Annotated in this window: 15 protein-coding genes; 8 read left to right on the top strand and 7 right to left on the bottom strand. The window is 44.9% G+C overall.

Annotated features, from left to right (window positions below; translation table 11 throughout):
• Nucleotide 1: 1 nt before the first annotated feature.
• The 7 genes from KGF65_RS00870 (at nucleotide 2) to KGF65_RS00840 (ending at nucleotide 7327) form a co-directional block, all read left to right on the top strand.
• Nucleotides 2-1552: a hypothetical protein gene (locus KGF65_RS00870; RefSeq protein ID WP_216747991.1), complete on the top strand. Its 1551-nt coding sequence runs from the start codon at nucleotides 2-4 to the stop codon at nucleotides 1550-1552.
• Between the two features lie 213 nt (nucleotides 1553-1765).
• Nucleotides 1766-2110: a hypothetical protein gene (locus tag KGF65_RS00865; protein WP_216747992.1), complete on the top strand. Its 345-nt coding sequence runs from the start codon at nucleotides 1766-1768 to the stop codon at nucleotides 2108-2110.
• 135 nt (nucleotides 2111-2245) lie between these two features.
• Nucleotides 2246-3286, top strand: coding sequence for a zinc-dependent alcohol dehydrogenase family protein (locus KGF65_RS00860; protein ID WP_101873455.1), 1041 nt, complete (start codon nucleotides 2246-2248; stop codon nucleotides 3284-3286).
• A gap of 56 nt (nucleotides 3287-3342) precedes the next feature.
• On the top strand, nucleotides 3343-3990 hold the full coding sequence (locus tag KGF65_RS00855) for an NAD(P)H-binding protein (RefSeq protein WP_216747993.1): 648 nt from the start codon (nucleotides 3343-3345) through the stop codon (nucleotides 3988-3990).
• A gap of 171 nt (nucleotides 3991-4161) precedes the next feature.
• Entirely contained in the window at nucleotides 4162-4809 is a 648-nt protein-coding gene (locus KGF65_RS00850; RefSeq protein WP_101873453.1) for a flavodoxin, read from the top strand.
• 1142 nt (nucleotides 4810-5951) lie between these two features.
• Nucleotides 5952-6806, top strand: a complete 855-nt coding sequence (locus KGF65_RS00845) for a phage integrase N-terminal SAM-like domain-containing protein (protein WP_101873452.1) — start codon at nucleotides 5952-5954, stop codon at nucleotides 6804-6806.
• A 320-nt stretch (nucleotides 6807-7126) separates the two neighbouring features.
• Nucleotides 7127-7327, top strand: a complete 201-nt coding sequence (locus tag KGF65_RS00840; protein ID WP_003638809.1) for a YozE family protein — start codon at nucleotides 7127-7129, stop codon at nucleotides 7325-7327.
• Between the two features lie 99 nt (nucleotides 7328-7426).
• Here KGF65_RS00840 and msrA read toward each other — a convergent pair whose 3' ends face one another.
• From msrA to parE, 6 genes are all read right to left on the bottom strand, one after another.
• Nucleotides 7427-7945 (bottom strand): peptide-methionine (S)-S-oxide reductase MsrA, encoded by a 519-nt coding sequence (gene msrA, locus KGF65_RS00835; RefSeq protein WP_050338617.1) that lies wholly within the window; start codon nucleotides 7943-7945, stop codon nucleotides 7427-7429.
• A 27-nt stretch (nucleotides 7946-7972) separates the two neighbouring features.
• On the bottom strand, nucleotides 7973-8407 hold the full coding sequence (msrB, locus tag KGF65_RS00830) for a peptide-methionine (R)-S-oxide reductase MsrB (RefSeq protein ID WP_003638811.1): 435 nt from the start codon (nucleotides 8405-8407) through the stop codon (nucleotides 7973-7975).
• A 140-nt stretch (nucleotides 8408-8547) separates the two neighbouring features.
• Nucleotides 8548-9477 (bottom strand): manganese-dependent inorganic pyrophosphatase, encoded by a 930-nt coding sequence (locus tag KGF65_RS00825; RefSeq protein ID WP_216747994.1) that lies wholly within the window; start codon nucleotides 9475-9477, stop codon nucleotides 8548-8550.
• Between the two features lie 22 nt (nucleotides 9478-9499).
• The gene (locus KGF65_RS00820) at nucleotides 9500-10462 is read right to left on the bottom strand and encodes a LysR family transcriptional regulator (RefSeq protein ID WP_003638813.1); all 963 of its coding nucleotides are present in this window, start codon (nucleotides 10460-10462) and stop codon (nucleotides 9500-9502) included.
• A 183-nt stretch (nucleotides 10463-10645) separates the two neighbouring features.
• Nucleotides 10646-13096 carry a DNA topoisomerase IV subunit A gene (parC, locus tag KGF65_RS00815; RefSeq protein ID WP_216747995.1) on the bottom strand — a complete coding sequence of 817 codons (2451 nt, stop codon included), beginning with the start codon at nucleotides 13094-13096 and terminating at the stop codon, nucleotides 10646-10648.
• 13 nt (nucleotides 13097-13109) lie between these two features.
• Complete coding sequence (parE, locus tag KGF65_RS00810; protein ID WP_003638815.1) at nucleotides 13110-15116, bottom strand: DNA topoisomerase IV subunit B; 2007 nt, start codon at nucleotides 15114-15116, stop codon at nucleotides 13110-13112.
• 471 nt (nucleotides 15117-15587) lie between these two features.
• Between parE and plsY the strand changes: the two genes are divergently transcribed.
• Nucleotides 15588-16214, top strand: a complete 627-nt coding sequence (gene plsY, locus KGF65_RS00805) for a glycerol-3-phosphate 1-O-acyltransferase PlsY (protein WP_082230235.1) — start codon at nucleotides 15588-15590, stop codon at nucleotides 16212-16214.
• A 192-nt stretch (nucleotides 16215-16406) separates the two neighbouring features.
• Here the strand turns inward: plsY and KGF65_RS00800 are convergent, their stop codons facing one another.
• Nucleotides 16407-17285, bottom strand: coding sequence for an aldose 1-epimerase family protein (locus tag KGF65_RS00800; RefSeq protein WP_216747996.1), 879 nt, complete (start codon nucleotides 17283-17285; stop codon nucleotides 16407-16409).
• Nucleotides 17286-17289: the final 4 nt, after the last annotated feature.

Genomic DNA, 17289 nt, shown 5'->3' with positions numbered 1-17289 from the left:
CATGAAATGGCTAAAACATTTATTTCAAACGATTGTTTTACTAGTTGCCGCGGGACTAATGAGCTGGTTATTGGTTGCAAATTTGGAGATTGGCTTGCCACGACACACGACTCCGAGCACGCTGTTCACTAGTGGTCTAATCTTCTTGATCCTGATTAGTGCAATTAGTTTCGGGAGTTGGTGGCTCAGTCAGCACGGTACGGCCTGGTTGCTGAGTATTTTTGTGGGACTAACTTTACTCAAATTACCGTTAATTGCCGGGCTAAAGATTCAGCCAACCTCGGATTTTTGGAACTATCACACGCTGGCAGCCTTCAGTGCCCAAGGGTTAACTTGGAAACAGCTCTGGCAACAAGGGGTCATTGGAAACTACGTGCTATTTCCACACGCGCTCAACATTGCAAATGGGTTCAGCTTAGCTGTGGCTTTTGGCGGCGATAATTATTTTGTTAGTCAACTAATTAATATCAGTTGTAGCTGGTTTGATATGCTGCTCATTTACTGGTTAGTCGCGCGCTGGCTATCCCGTCAATTAGGCATTGCAGCAGCGCTCATCTTCTATTGTATTCCCGCATACTGGTTGTATGGAAGCTTGTTAAATGGCGGTGAACCGTTCTTCTTAACCAGTGTGTTGCTCAGCATGTACGCCCTGACACGCGCGTTAGTCCCCACTCGGACTGACCAACGCTTGTTCCTCGGACTAGCTGTCATCGCAACGGTGGTGGCCAATATGCTACGTCCAATCATGGCGGTATGGGTGATTGCTGTGGCGCTTATGGCCGCATTTGTCTACAGTCGTTCGAACTGGCAGCGATGGCGGTCGCAATATCGACAGCTTCTGCTATATAGTGGCGTTGTGCTAGCTTTATTTGTCGCGGCAACCAATCTCGACAGCTGGCTATACGGCATTCGAATCGCACCATCCCGCGTTGAAACGTTGTACAGTTTGGCGACCGGTACTGATCCAAATACTCACGGGACCTACAGTGCCCATTTACAAGCAAGTGTTGATCATGAACTGCGAGTCGCACCAACGTTGAATCAGGCGTACCCACAAATCACGCGGCACTTGGAAACGACGCTACAAACTAATTTGACGCATATCAAACCACAGTTGGGCAACTTTGCAAATCAGAAGATGCAAAACTTCGCCCGCGAAGATTATGGTTACGACTGGTCGCTATATAATCTTAGTCCCCATGGTGGTGCGCTCAATCACAACTGGTTTCACTGGGCACCCATAATCGTGTCTCTAGCTGTCATTTATTGGCAAGGCATGTTGGTGTTAGCGTTACTCAGCATCATGATGGGGCTCTGGCTTCAGTGGCGGCACCATTATTTGAATACCTACTTGATGATGGCTGCTTTATTATTCGACGGGTTCACGCTAACCGCCTTACCACTGGAAGTGCAGGGGCGTTATCACGTGATTTTGTACTTACCAATTATCATGTTGCTGATTTGTGGGGTGGCCGGGGTCAAATTATGGTGGCGTCAACGACAGCATAATTTGACGATCATTAACGCCAGCAACAGTATCTCGGGGGCCTAGTCAGTTTGGGTCCGGTTTGTCGTCGACGTTCACTGGCACTATAAGATTCATGGAAAATATCGATTGTGGTCTTCGAAAAGCTTGTCGGGGATACGATCGATATTTTTATTCGCCATTAATTAAAACTTTTTTGATCAAACGCTTGCCTTGAAGTTACTTCAAGGTTCTATACTAGTAATTGTATTGAAGTCATTGGAAGGAGGAAACCGAGCCTTGTTAAAACATATTATTGTGGTTTACTATTCATGGTCAGGCAATACTGCGAAAGCAGCACGGGAGATTGCGGCACAGGCACATGTTAGTCCAGATGACATTGTACTGGTCGGTGGCCCAGTCTGGCACCACTCAGTTGCAACCCCAGTTCGGCAATTCTTGCGTCAAATAGCGGGTTTTAAAGGCATTGTCGCACCATTTTATACGCATACGGGAACTCCGGGGACATATGAGGCCGAGATTGCCCAACTAATTCCAACTGCGCAGGTTAAGTCAGGCCTCGCAGTTGACCGTCAGACGACCACGCCACAGATTCTGCAATGGCTGAAAACCGTTGCAGCATAGCGTCTGACGACTAGGGACAACGCCATATATCAAGAATCAGGGTCATGATGTGCTGATCAGACTAAATTTTGAGCCACGATAATTGAATCAATTAAATCACTAACAATTTCAAACAGCTTTAGGAGGCTATTAACTATGAAAACAGCAGTATTTGTTGAACCAGGAAAAGTTGAAGCACGCGAATTGCCAAAGGCGACCATTAAACAACCCACAGACGCCGTTTTACGGATCGTTCGGGCTTGTGTCTGTGGATCAGACCTGTGGTGGTTCCGCGGAATTTCAGATCGTAAGCACCCGTCTGCGGTCGGCCATGAAGCCATCGGGGTGGTTGAATCTGTCGGCGATGAAGTGACCCATGTCAAACCAGGTGATTTTGTTATTGCACCGTTTACGCATGGTTGTGGGCATTGTGCCGCTTGTTTGGCCGGTTTTGAAGGTAACTGTCTCAACAATCATCCCGATGAAATGGTTGGCTATCAGGGTGAATATTTACGTTTCACCAATGCGGACTGGTCACTGGTTAAAGTACCTGGCCAACCAAGTGATTACACCGACGCGCAGTTAAATGATCTACTGACGCTATCAGATGTCATGGCGACTGGTTACCACGCAGCTGCAACGGCTGAAGTTAAACAAGGTGATACGGTCGTTGTCATGGGTGATGGGGCAGTCGGCCTTTGCGGTGTCATTTCTGCCAAGTTACGTGGTGCGAGTCGCATTATTGCCATGAGTCGCCACGCGGATCGACAAGCCCTCGCTAAAGAATTTGGTGCGACTGACATTATTGCTGAACGGGGCGATGAAGCGGTTAAAAAAGTCTTCGAATTGACTGATGGCAAGGGGGCTGACGCAGTGTTGGAATGTGTCGGTACTGAACAATCGGTCGATACTGCAGTGAAGGTTGGCCGTCCGGGTGCCGTTGTTGGTCGGGTCGGCGTCCCACAGAAGGCAGAAATGAACACCAATAACTTATTCTGGCGCAATATTGGTCTACGTGGCGGGATTGCCTCAGTCACCACCTATGATCGTGAAGTCCTATTAGATGCTGTTTTAAATGGTCAGATTCATCCCGGAAAGGTCTTTACGAAACGCTTTGACCTCGACCATGTTCAAGCAGCCTATGAAGCCATGGACAAACGTGAAGCCATCAAATCGTTATTAATTATCGCAGATTAACGCAGTTTGACGGTCGCACACAGGCCAACTGAGTAACCAGATTGGAGGAAATCTATTTGAAAAACGTCTTAATCTTAGGTGCCAACGGACAAATCGCCCGAATCGTTGAACAACGTCTTTTAGCGGAGCAATCCGATGTCCATTTGACATTGTTTCTGCGTCAAAAATCACGACTTGCAAACCTAGCTGACAATTCGCGGGTAACCCTAATCGATGGTAATATGACCGATTATCAGACCGTCAAAGCCGCTATGCACGGGCAAGATATCGTTTACATTGCGGCGGTGGATCACACACCTGATAACGTCATCACGCGTAATGTCATCAAAGCCAGTCGAGAACAAGGGGGTCAACGGATCATTGAATCGAGTCTATTAGGACTTTACAATGAAGTTCCTGGTGAATATGGCCGTTGGAATTATCAAATGGTCAAAAGTGGCCTACCAGCTGCTATTCACGCTGATGAATTACTAGCGCAGTCCGGAATTGCCTATACAACATTGCGCTTTCCATGGTTAAACGACCGTGACGAAATCAAGTATCAGCTGACTCACCGCAATGAACCGTATGTCGGCGTCTCTGGCTCGCGTCAAAGTATGGCCGACGTGATTGTCAAAATCATCGCAGATCCGACATTTTTAGCAAATGACAGCGTCGGGATTGCAGACGCTGCCACGCAGGGTGAGACTCGCCTAGTTTACTAATTTGTTTTAAGCACAAGCAGCCAAAAAATCGTCTTCAAGATTGCGATCATTTGACTGCTTGTCGCTGTTTTTAAACTTAAAAATGGCAGGGGCTAAAAAGCAGGGGCACGGCCGCGTTTTTTACAAGCCGAGTCCCTGCTTTAATCTCACTTAGGAAGGGTGGTTATCGATATGCAACAGCACTCATTAGGTCCGATTTTGGGTCATATTGCCGGTAAACCTGTGCAAGCCAATCAAGTCACACGCAAGGGCGCACGCTGGGATAGTGGGCGCATGACCCCATCTGATGGTCAAGATACGACTAGTCAGGGTGTCGCTCGCCGAATCACTGAGAAAGCACATCAAATCGTCATTTATTGGTCGCGTTCAGGTGCAACCGAATTGCTAGCCAGTAAAATTGCTAATTTGACCAACAGCGATGTCTGCCAAATTACGCTCACAAATCCGTATCCAGCTGATTATCTAGAAACCAGAACCCGCGCTAATCGTGAACGTGATACGGGTTTGACACCAGATTTAAATATGCAATTACCAGACCTGACGCAATATGAGACGGTTTATTTGGGCTTTCAAACCTGGGCCATGACACTGAGCGAACCACTTAAAGCATTCTTGCAAGCTTACGGAAACGAACTATCAGGCAAACGTATCATGCCATTTGAAACGAATGGCGGCTACGGTATTGGTAACTGCCTTGATGTGATGTCTCAGTTGCTACAAATCAGTGGCGCGACCAATTATACGATTGAACGACCACTAACGATTGCCGGTAATCAAGTTGATGTTGCTGACACAGCTGTTCGTGAATGGTGCGATTGATGGCTATAAAACGCGCTGTTTCCGCATTTATCAGCCACCGTCAATCTTAGTGACGCCTTCAAACAACCACATGAAGTCTCTAAGTGACTGAAACAGTTGGTGGCTAATTACAGATTGCTACGCCTTAAATGAAAACCAGTAGAATTTGTAATATGGCCCGATTTGCTGAGCGAATGCCATACAGCGGCATAGTTGTACTTTAAACACAGCAATGCGTTGTCCAAGAGCTCAAATATGAGTTGATTAGCGCGAATACCATTGACGGAGCCGTTGAATCAGATAACTTGAGCATTTGAACTAGCTAACTGTATTTACACAAACCAACGCCTGAATCCGAGTCTCATTTAACGGATTCAGGCGTTTTTAGTTGAATTTATTGAAGTTATTTTAAACAGCTCTGTTAAAATTCATTCTGATTTGTCAGTCAATCTAGAAAAAGTTATTTCAAAAAGTTAAAAAACTGCGCAAAAAAGACCAGTTAACGGTCAAACCAATGAGTCAGGCTTGATCCAGGCTAATTTAGCTAGGGGACTTTTTTGATATATTCTAGTTTACATAATATATATTATACAAAGTAGAATCAAAAGTAAAAATACTCCCCCACGACCTAAAATGGTCCCCTGAACAACTTTTACCAAACTTGATCACGACTTTTTCGTTTGTAATTTTCACCGCTGACATTTTTAAAATGATAAATTGAATCTGAATTTTAAATTCGGCATGTTAAATTCAATCGTCAACCGAAATGTTTTATTTACTCAGATTCAATGACGAGCTTTTAAGTGTCATTTGAACTTGAATTAAATTTGACCGCTTGAATTGAATCATTCGTCAGTTATCAAGTTGGCTTGAATCTGACTCATGCTGAATTTGATTTTAGTATGTCGTAAATTCTGCTAATCATGTTACCAAGCAATTTTCTATCCTAATTACGATTTGTTCATCTGACTACTTAATCCATCTCAAATCCTTGATTTGTATTCGTTGATTTTAAGCACAATTAACGACCAACTTGTCCGTCTATCATCTGAACTAGATCTCAGAATGCGTCTCTCAGCACGCGATATATTGCTTGTTTTTTCGGTTATTTTATGTTTTAGTTAAAGTAAGATTTCATCTATTGAAAGGACGGCCTGCTGCCAATGACTGCTAAATTTCCGTATGCCCGTAGTTTTATTGCTTCCTTACAAACTGCTGGCAAACAAGCTAGTACGATTGAACAATATGAATTGACGCTCGCAGACTTTTTTAATTATGAACAACATTTCAACGAGACTTTCGCTAAAGATCAGTTACTCGCTGACTTAACTGAAAATGATATTCGCGCCTATTTGGAAATGCTACGTGAGCAACGCCAATTCAAACCGTCAACCTTGAACAAAGCGCTTTCAAATCTAAATGGTTACTTTAGCTACTTATTTGCCCATCGAATTATTACAACGTTACCGACGTTTGCAATCAAAGGACAACCCTTACTAAACCAACCGACAACCACCACGTGGCCAGAGTTACTCCCACAATGGTTGGCAAACGAAGACCTGCACCCGTATACGCGCTTATTTTTATTGCTAACTTACAAGGGTTATACCGCCACCGAAATGCTGACGCCTGGGTTCTATCAGGATTTTAAACAGCTACAGTTTACCGTTGACGAACACCGCTTTATCATGACGTTACAAACCTATTTACAACCTTTACAAGCACAAAGTGGCAGCCCAGATTTGTTCTTAAAGAAGCGTCAACGTGGCAATGATCCACACATCACTTTGGCGGCGTTGCACAAGTATTTAGCCGGCGACGGCCAGCGCTTAGGCGTGCCACTGAAGCCCGTGACGCTCCGTCAAGACTTTATCCTGTGGTATTTAAACCAGCATCGGACGACTGAACCCACCCAAATTATGACACGCTTACGCTTAGACGCAACCAGCCTCGAATATTACCAAAATTTGCTCAGACAACGTGATTTGCGGACCTTACAAGCTAAGCGAACCACCTGAGCCACGTTAAGCCACCTACAATTACCGTTGCGGGTGGCTTTTGATTGTGTGTTATATCAGTCTTTAACTGCTTTACAGGTAGGTTTTTAACTAGACTGGGCACCAGGTAATCAGCAACTGACAGGTGAGTTTGATCATTAACTTTACTAGTTAAAGTAACATTACGTTATTACGACACCTTTACAATACTTTACAAACGTAGGACAAGCATTACACTGCATTTGCTAGTTAGTTAAGAAGCCTTAAAACGCCTGTACAGCGGCAATCTTTGCGGTACACTGGTTATATTGATTAACCAAAGTACTTGAAAGGATGATTTGATGACATTTTACCGTTGGCTGGAACCGTTCATTGAACAAAACGGACCGTTCGCTCCAGCTGCTTCTTACGCCCATTCTGATTTTGATTTTCCAATGACGAGTAATGTTCACGAATTATCTGATTATATTACTTATTTGAATATTCGCGACTCTGTCAAACAATCCTTTTATTCAGCGCTCGATGCTTATCAAGCTAAATAATGGGACTTAATCAATCATTATAACTGATAATAAAACCCGGCTTATGACGTCCCCAAAATTCGTCATAAGCCGGGTTATTTTTTTGTGTCCTTGTACTAACTAGTCTTGCCAGTGTTCCTTAATAAAGGCTTCACGGCCGCCCATTTCTTCAATCTGATAACGAAATGGATTGCGACGATAGAAGTCTTGATGTTCTTCCTCTGCTGGATAAAATGGCTTGGCGTCTTCAATCGTCGTTACGATTGGCTCAGCGAATTTACCGCTGGCTGCCAATGCGTCACGTGAAGCCGTGGCGACCTTCCGTTGTTCCTCACTATTCACAAAAATGACGGGCCGATAGCTATCACCGCGGTCTTGGAATTGACCAGAGGCGTCAGTCGGATCTGTTTGGCGCCAATAAATTTCAACCAATTGCGCATAGCTAATAATTTCAGGATCAAAGGTGATTTCGACCGCCTCAGTATGACCAGTCGTATGGCTGGCAACTTGTTCATAGGTCGGATTAGCAACGTGACCACCCGTATATCCAGAAATCACGGACTTGATTCCAGGCTGTTGATCAAATGGTTTGACCATGCACCAGAAACAACCGCCAGCAAAAATTGCAGTATCTGTCATATTAATCCTCCATTTGGTTTGAATGTCTTATTTAAATAACTGCCGGTATTGACCGTAACCCGCGGCTTCTAATTCATCAACTGGAATGAATTTTAGTGCGGCTGAATTAATGCAGTAGCGCAATCCACCCTGGTCACGCGGACCATCTGGGAAGACGTGCCCTAAATGCGATTTCGCCTGCGCACTAGTCACTTCGGTCCGATGCATGCCGAACGAATCATCGTAATGTTCGTTGAGATTAGCCGGTTCAATTGGCTTCGTGAAGGACGGCCAACCACAGCCAGCATCATATTTATCGCGCGAACTGAATAATGCCTGACCGCTTACAACATCAACATAGATGCCGTCTTGATAAAAATCATCATATTCACCACTAAAAGGTCGTTCAGTTGCTGCCTCTTGAGTGACTGCATATTGTTCAGGTGTTAGGCGTTGCCGTAACTCATCTTGCTGCTTAGTCATTAAAATCAGTCCTTTCAGCTATTAAGTTGTGTACAACTTAATTACCTTATTATCATACCCCATTTACCCCAAAATGCAAAAAAGAAGCTCCCAAAACTGGCAGCTTCTTTAATCACTATTCAGATTTTATCCCGATTAGCTTAGGCGTTGAATGCGTCCGTTAATTGTGGGACGACTTGCTTCTTCCGTGAAACGACACCTGGTAAGCTTAAACGATTGTTGGCAATCGTCTTACCAAAGGCCTTTTCAACGGGTTCTGTTGGGCCCCCAACGACTAACAATTCAGAATTGCTATCTAGAATGTTAGTGGCAAGGATCAAGAACAAGTCATAGCCGTCACTGGCATTTTCAGCTTTAGCAGCATCTTCTAAGGCTGCTTGACGCTTGAAAACATCATCTAAATCAACCGTGTTGATTTGAGCGACACGTACCGTTGAACCAGCCATTTCAAATAACTTAGCATCGGCATCGATTAATTCTTTTTCTGACTTGCTATCAAGGTTAGTCCCAGCCTTAAGCATTGCTAAACCGTAAGTTTCATAATCGATATCAGCAATCTTAGCTAAGTCCTTAACCACGGCGACATCGGTTTCAGTCGTCGTTGGTGACTTCAATAATAAGGTGTCGGAGATGATGGCAGAAAGCATCAAACCGGCCAACTTAGCAGGAATTTCAATGTCGTTTTCTTGGAACAACTTGTAGATAACCGTGCTGCAGCAGCCAAGTGGTTCGGCACGATAGAACAATGGTTGTGCGGTTTCAAAACCGGCGATCCGGTGATGATCAACCACGTGACTCACCGTAACGTCGGCAATATCACTGACACTTTGTTGTGGTTCGTTGTGGTCAACAAGCATGACACTGTCAACTTCGTCACTAGCTTTAGTGATGACCCGCAGTGCTGGTTCGTCAAAGTGATCCAAAACAAATTGGGTTTCTTCATTGGGTTCGCCCAATGCAACGGCTTCAGTATCCGCACCCATTTTATTTTCGAAATATGAGAATGCCTTTGCCGCCACGATTGCGTCGGTATCAGGATTTTGGTGTCCAAAAATTAATTCCTTACTCATTAGCACAAAACTCCCTTAAAACTTATTTTTGATTAATTTTTTGTAACCGTGAAATATAATCTTCAGCCCGTAAGTAAGCATCAAATTCGTCCAAGAAGTTCTTGATCCGTGGAATTTGGTCCTTATCTTTACGGAAGACGAAGTTCAAATCAAACTTAATTGCTGGTTCAAATGACAGCGTGTGTAACTTGTCTGTCGCTGGGTTAGCAACCATGAATGAATTTGGTAATGCCGTATTCGTGTTGGTCGTTGCCGCAACGAACCGGTAGATCTGTTGTGGTGTCGTGAACCGAGCCGCTGCAGTTGGTAAATCAGCGAGCTGGTTCTTGTAAGATTCCTTCACCACTTGATCTAAATAATAGTTCTCTGGATAAGTGACCCATGGACTGAGCGTCGTATCCTTAAACTTGATCCGCTTCTTCTTAGCTAACTTGGGGTCACCCGAAATGAAGAGCAATTCGTCTTGAATAATCTTCTTCGATTGGTATGGCTTCCAGTTTTTAATGCTTTCGTCAGGCAAATACATGACGGCCAAATCAATGCGGTTATTTTCTAGTCGTTCCCAAATTTCTTTGCGGGTCAACATGTGTAGCGAAATAATGACATTTGGATTGGCTTCATAATACTTGATTGCAAAGTCTTCAAACACGTGATCTTCAATTGAAGCCAGCACCCCAATATTAATCGTTCCTTGGGTGGCACTGGTCGTTTGTTGAATCTCGTCGGTCGCTTTGTTCAGGACATCGTAAATACTGTGTGTGGCATTTAACATGGTGTAACCCGCATCAGAGAGTCGTAACTTCTTACCCACTGAATAGAATAATGGGGCCCCAACCGTGCGTTCCAACTTTTTAATTTGTTGCGTCAACGCTGGTTGCGTAATACCCAAAATTTGAGCAGCCTGTGTGTAATTCATTGTTTCGGCTAATTGCAAGAAATACGTTAACGTTTTCGAGGAGAAAATACTTTCTTGAGTTGTCTTCATGAATTTTACCTGATCCTTTCTTCTTATCGCCATCTTATGATACCTATAATTTTATACAAGATTCATGGTGAAAGCAAGCGGTTGTTATCGGTAAATAAAGCTTAACTAATTCATAATCTTTTACATTGCCATAACTTTATCTTAATCGAATACGGATTAACGTGCAAGCATTCGCATTGGCAACTAAACAGTTAACGGAATTGGGTGAACTTGCATTGCAACGGGTTCCCCTTCTGTATCGGTATCGACCACGAAGGACCCGTTTGAATACCGTGCGCTGACCGGATGATCATCGCTTAAAATCGAATGGTGCTTACCCCGGTCTGTCAAGACATCGAGGGCCACGCCACTCGCATCGGCAGCCACTAAGACGTAATCAGCGACCCGGTGCGGATGACTCTTCAATTCACGTAAGACTTGAACCCCACGACGAGCCCGACTGGTGACCGGAATATCTGCGACCTTCATTTTCTTAAATGAACCGCGCTGCGTAATCATGTCTAACAAGTCGGTCTCATTGGCAATTGTCGCACGTACGATGGCATCGTCGCGAAGATCCATTGACTTAACGCCGACTGCTTTGGCACCAATCGTTGGCACTTCACTTAAATCGTAACGTAAGCCATAGCCGTGTTGCGTGACTAGCACTAAAGTTCCAGTTGGTGCAGCTGGCAGATAATCGACCGTGACGACACTCGCATCGTCTGATTTCAGTTTGATAAATTGACTGGCGCGGGTCTTATACGTCCGACCAGGGGTGTAGTCCGCAAACGCCGTCTGTTTAATGTAACCGTCACTAGTGGCAACTAAGAACTTACCGGTGGCTTTCAGATTTTCAAAACTGTAGACCCAGGTAATGCGTTCGTTGTCCGCAAGCCCAATCGTCTGCGAAATATGCTCGCCAGTATCTTTCCACTTGGCATCTGAAATCTCATAGACTGGCCGATAGATTAGATGACCCATATTCGTGAACATCATCAAATGGTCTAACGTACTATTCTTAGCCAAATAGATTGGATAATCTTCGTCTTTTAGCCCATTATCATCAGGTTCAGAAGCCGAATAGGAGCGTAAACTAGTCCGTTTGATATAGCCATCATGACTAATCATCACAACGACATCTTCTTGCGGAATGACCACTTCGGTTTTAACCTTCAACTCTTGAATCTCATTTTGAATTTCGGTCAAACGACTGGTTGGATAGGCTTTTTGAACGGTCTTTAGTTCCCGCCGCAATACCTTATCGAGTTCTTTGGGTTCAGCCAGAATCAATTGATAAGTTTCAATCGACTTAGCTAAGTCCGCAGCTTCCTTTTCCAACTGGGTCACGTCGGTATTCGTCAAGCGGTATAGTTGCATCGTGACGATGGCTTCAGCTTGAATTTCAGTGAAATCAAATTGACTGACCAAGTTCTGCTTGGCGTCTTTTTTATCCTTGCTGCCCCGGATCGTCTTGATAACTTGATCCAGAATCGACATCGCTTTGATCAGCCCTTGAACGATATGCTGACGATCAGCTGCCTTTTGCAAGTTAAACTTGGTCCGACGAGTGATGACGTCGCGCTGATGTTCTAAGTAGGCCGATAAAATCGTCTTCAGTCCAACGTGTTCAGGACGTTGATGATAGATAGCCACCATGTTGAAGTTATACGTGATTTGCAAGTCGGTGTTTTTGAGCAAGTAAGTCAAAATACCTTCCGCGTTAACATCGCGCTTCAATTCAATCACGACTGAGAGGCCTTTACGGTCACTTTCATCGCGAACTTCAGCAATTCCTTCGATCTTCTTTAAGATGCGAATCTCGTCAATTTTCTTAACGAGTTGCGCTTTGTTGACTTCATAAGGAATCTCAGAAACTTCGATTTGGGACTTATTACCCTTGAGTGGCACGATTTTCGTCCGCGACCGGACAACGATGCGACCACGACCAGTTTCGTAAGCTTGCTTGATACCAGCCAAGCCTTGGATAATCCCGCCAGTCGGGAAATCAGGCCCCTTCACAAAGTCCATCAAGTCTTCCAGACTCGCCTTGGGATGATTCATCAAGAACAAAATCGCGTCGATGACTTCACTCAGATTGTGCGGTGGAATTTCAGTGGCATAACCGGCTGAAATCCCAGTTGCACCGTTCACCAATAAGTTCGGGAACCGCGCTGGTAGCACGGTTGGCTCATACTCGGTATCATCGAAATTCAGGACCATATCAACGGTCTTTTTATCGATGTCTTGGAGCATTTCACCCGAAATTTTACTCAAACGAGCCTCGGTATACCGCATGGCAGCGGCCGGGTCACCGTCCATCGACCCATTGTTCCCGTGCATCTCGATGAGTGGTTCTCGTAGCTTCCAATCCTGACTCAGACGCACCATTGCTTCGTAAATTGATGAGTCACCATGGGGGTGAAAGTTACCCATGACGTTCCCAACTGACTTAGCAGACTTACGGAAGGCCTTATCAAAGGTATTGCCATCCTGATTCATCGCGTATAGAATCCGGCGTTGAACCGGTTTTAAGCCATCACGAATGTCAGGAAGTGCCCGTTCTTGAATAATATATTTAGAATAACGGCCGAAGCGGTCGCCCATGACGTCTTCAAGCGTTAATTCTTGAATTTTTGGCTGTTCTGTTGCCATTATACGACCTCCTCTAATGCTTTAATTGTTGTGCTAACTCTTCGTCAGCTTGCTGATGGGCGGATGAAACGGCTTCGTTATCAAGTAATGAGCCATCCTCATCTAACGTAAATTGAACGTTACTTTCGATCCATTTACGACGAGGTTCCACTTTATCACCCATCAAGGTCGTGACCCGTTTTTCGGCTAACGCTGCATCGTCAATACGAACCCGTACCAACGTCCGCTTTTCAGGATCCATCGTGGTTTCCCACAGTTGTTCTGCGTTCATTTCACCAAGACCCTTATACCGTTGCAGCGCATAGCCCTTGCCGAACGTCTTGGTCTTAAGTGTCAATTCTTCATCGGTCCAAGCATACTCGGTCCGCATTTGCTTATTCTGCCGCTTCTGTAATCGATACAGTGGCGGTAAGGCGATGTAGATTTTGCCCGCATCGATCATTGGCCGCATGTATTTGTAGAAGAAGGTCAATAACAGAATTTGAATATGGGCACCATCGGTATCCGCATCGGTCATGATGATGACTTTGTCGTAGTTGCTGGCCTTGATATCGAATTCTGGACCAACTCCCGCGCCAATCGTGTAAATCATCGTGTTGATTTCTTCATTTTTAACAATATCTGCCAGTTTGGCCTTTTCTGTATTTAACACTTTACCACGTAACGGTAAAATTGCTTGGAACTTACGGTCACGGCCTTGTTTGGCAGAACCACCGGCTGAATCCCCTTCGACGAGGAACAATTCATTTTTCTTCGCGTTCTTGGATTGTGCAGGCGTTAGCTTTCCGGATAGCAACCGTTCTTGCTTGTGACGGCGTTTACCATTCCGGCTCTCATCGCGGGCTTTGCGTGCGGCTTCGCGAGCTTGCCTTGCTTTGGTCGACTTACGGATCAGCATCTGCGCAAATTCGCCATTTTCCATCAAGAAGAATTGCAACTGCTCGCTCACGATATTGTCAACGATCGTCCGGGCTTCTGGAGTACCTAGTTTTTCCTTGGTTTGGCCTTCAAATTGCAGTAAATTTTCGGGCACACGCAACGAAATAACTGCCGATAACCCTTCACGCACGTCGGAGCCTTCAAGATTTTTATCTTTATCCTTTAACAGGCCGACTTTACGGGCGTATTCGTTAAATGCTTTGGTCCACGCGCTCCGGAACCCAACTTCATGAGTCCCACCATCTGGCGTCCGCACGTTGTTAACGAATGACAACAAGTTTTCGGAGTAGCCGTCGTTGTATTGTGCGGCGACTTCCACTTCCACGCCTTCTTTAGTGCCATCAAAGAACATGATGTCACCCAGCGTATCTTTATCCTCGTTGAGATAACTGACAAACGCTTTGATACCATCTTCGTAGTGGAAAACCAGTTCTTGTTCCTGGTTTTCTCGTTCGTCAGTTAACGTGATCTTAACGCCTTTCAACAAGAAGGCTGATTCACGAAGCCGTTCAGCTAACGTCTGAAAATTATAAACGGTGGTCGTAAAGATGCTGGCATCGGGCTTAAACGTCATCGTCGTCCCAGTTGGTTTGTTCGTCTTGCCCTTCTTTTCAAGGGTCCCAACTGGATGACCACCGTCCTTAAAGTGTTCCACGTATCGATAGCCATCACGGATGATCGTGACAGTTAACTCAGACGAAAGCGCATTAACCACGCTCGCGCCGACGCCGTGAAGGCCCCCAGACGTCTTGTAGCCCCCTTGACCAAACTTACCGCCCGCGTGGAGGACCGTCAAAATAACTTCAGGGGTTGGAATACCGGAAGCATGCATCCCGACTGGCATTCCACGACCATGGTCAACGACGGTAATACTGTTATCTGCGTGAATCGTGACGTTAATCTCTTTCCCATAACCGGCTAACGCCTCATCGACCGCATTATCAACAATTTCATAAACTAGGTGATGGAGTCCGCGGCCGTCCGTGGAACCAATATACATTCCGGGACGCTTCCGAACGGCTTCTAATCCTTCAAGCACCTGGATTGAAGAATCATCATATTTTGGGCTTTTCTTGGCCATTCTCACAACTCCTTTTGAATTTTCTCATCTGTCCCATTCAGTCGAGCAACGGTAACCGTTTTAAAATAGTCCACCGATGCTGAACTTGTCAAGCGACAGTTGTCTTTTTAGATCTTATCTGCTGGCTTGTCATCTGTTAGCATACACTTAATTAATCCGTTTAGCAAACATATGTTCGTGCACGCCATAAAATTAATGCCACTTACTAGCTTACCTCATGTTGATTCTAAGCGCCAGTTCAATGAATAAACTTATTGTGATTCACGACAAGTTCTTAAAATGCGCGGCTAATTTGGCTGTAGGCGCTTTAAAAACCTGAATCACCGGCATTTATCCAATTAAAAATTATCAAAAAATCATTTTATTTTCATAATTCCAGCACATTCTATTATTTTTTTAAATCGATTTAGTCCCACAATCATCAAAAGAATGCTAAAATATTGAGTGATTCTATTGCAGGAGGAACCAATTTTGAAAATATTAATTATGCTGATCGTTGCCTACTTAATCGGCTCGATTCCTTCGGGTGTCATCATTGGCAAGCTATTCTTTCAAACTGATATCCGCTTAGCTGGAAGCGGCAATATTGGCACGACCAATACGTATCGCGTGTTAGGGCCGACTGCTGGGACGATCGTCATGGCAATGGACATCTTGAAAGGCACAATTGCAGCACTTCAACCGACGCTCTTATTTCATATGGCTAATCGCTACACCCTTTTGATCGGATTAGCCGCCATCCTGGGGCACACCTTTTCGATTTACATTGGCTTCAAGGGCGGTAAAGCCGTCGCAACCAGTGCCGGTATTCTGCTTGCCTACAATTGGGAGTTCTTCCTGATTGCGAGTGTCATCATGTTCATCTTAGTCTACACAACCAGTATGGTGAGTGTCGCCAGTATGACGGCATTTCCAATCGTCACCTTAATTGCCATCTTTTATTATCAAGACTGGCTACTTTCCGTGGTGGCACTTGTCCTGACATGCTTCATTTTTTACCGGCATCGCAGCAACATTGCTCGAATTAAAAACGGGACTGAGTCACTGGTCCATTTTGGGATTGGTTGGCGCCGCCAGCAACGCGCTAATCGCAAATAAATGAGGATTTAAAGGTCACACATTTGCGTGTGGCCTTTTTGTTTTGCACGTGGTAAGCTTAGGTGCTGTGGTTTTGAATTGTTTTTAATTTTAGTTAAAGTAAGAAGTTACAGTATACTTGATTGTCACGCCACACCAAAAAGACCAACAAATTGATATTCGTTGGTCTTTTTGGTGCGTTATCTAACTTTGCTAAAAGAAACTAATGTCATATTTCGCATCAAACGTCTTATTCGCACCAAGGCGATTAATGCCCATCTTATGGCTTAATTGGCCATCGCTGTCCACGTTATCCGCGATGCCCCACCATGGCTCTAAGCAGACGAATGGCGCTTCTGCGGGGTATGGTGACCACATGCCGACGTACGGTGCGTCTTCAATCGTCATCGCCACCCCATGATCATCTAAATCCGTTTCCAGCATTAAAGTCGTCTCATGATGATCTAGAGCCAAAATAACGGTATCATCTTTGAACAATTCGCGGTTCAGTTCAAGTGGTTTCGTCAAATCTAACTCATCCGCATTGGCCGCATCATTCAGCGGTGCCTTCAATGGAATATGTGAGTAAACTTGGCGTGGCACCACTCGAATCCGGTAATCCGCCAAGTCCCCATTAGGATCCGCTAGCGGCACATTAAAAGCGGGATGTCCCCCGACTGCAAATAGCAAGTCCTGGTTGGCTGGATTATGCACGTTATAGTTAACGGTCAATTCATGATCCGTCAACGTATAAATCAGACGTAACCGAAATGCATACGGGTACATCGCCCGGGTTGCACTGGTATCAGTCAATTCCAAGGTTGCCGTCGTGTCCGTTTGGTTCACGACGGAGAAATCGTTGTCCCGTGCAAAACCATGTTGACCCATGTGATAAGCTTGACCGGCAACGGTATACTGGTCATCTTTCAAGCGGCCGACGATTGGAAACAGGACGGGTGCATGCCGTCCCCAATATTTCTTATCCGCTTGCCACATATATTCGATGCCATCATTTGACTTTACACTACTTAATTCGGCCCCCGCTTCATTGATTGAAACGGTCAGATATTGATTCTTTAATACGACTGTCATCCGT

The organism is Lactiplantibacillus sp. 30.2.29, assembly GCF_018991255.1.
Lineage (GTDB): Bacteria > Bacillota > Bacilli > Lactobacillales > Lactobacillaceae > Lactiplantibacillus > Lactiplantibacillus pentosus.
This window is presented reverse-complemented; position numbering and strand designations above follow the sequence as displayed.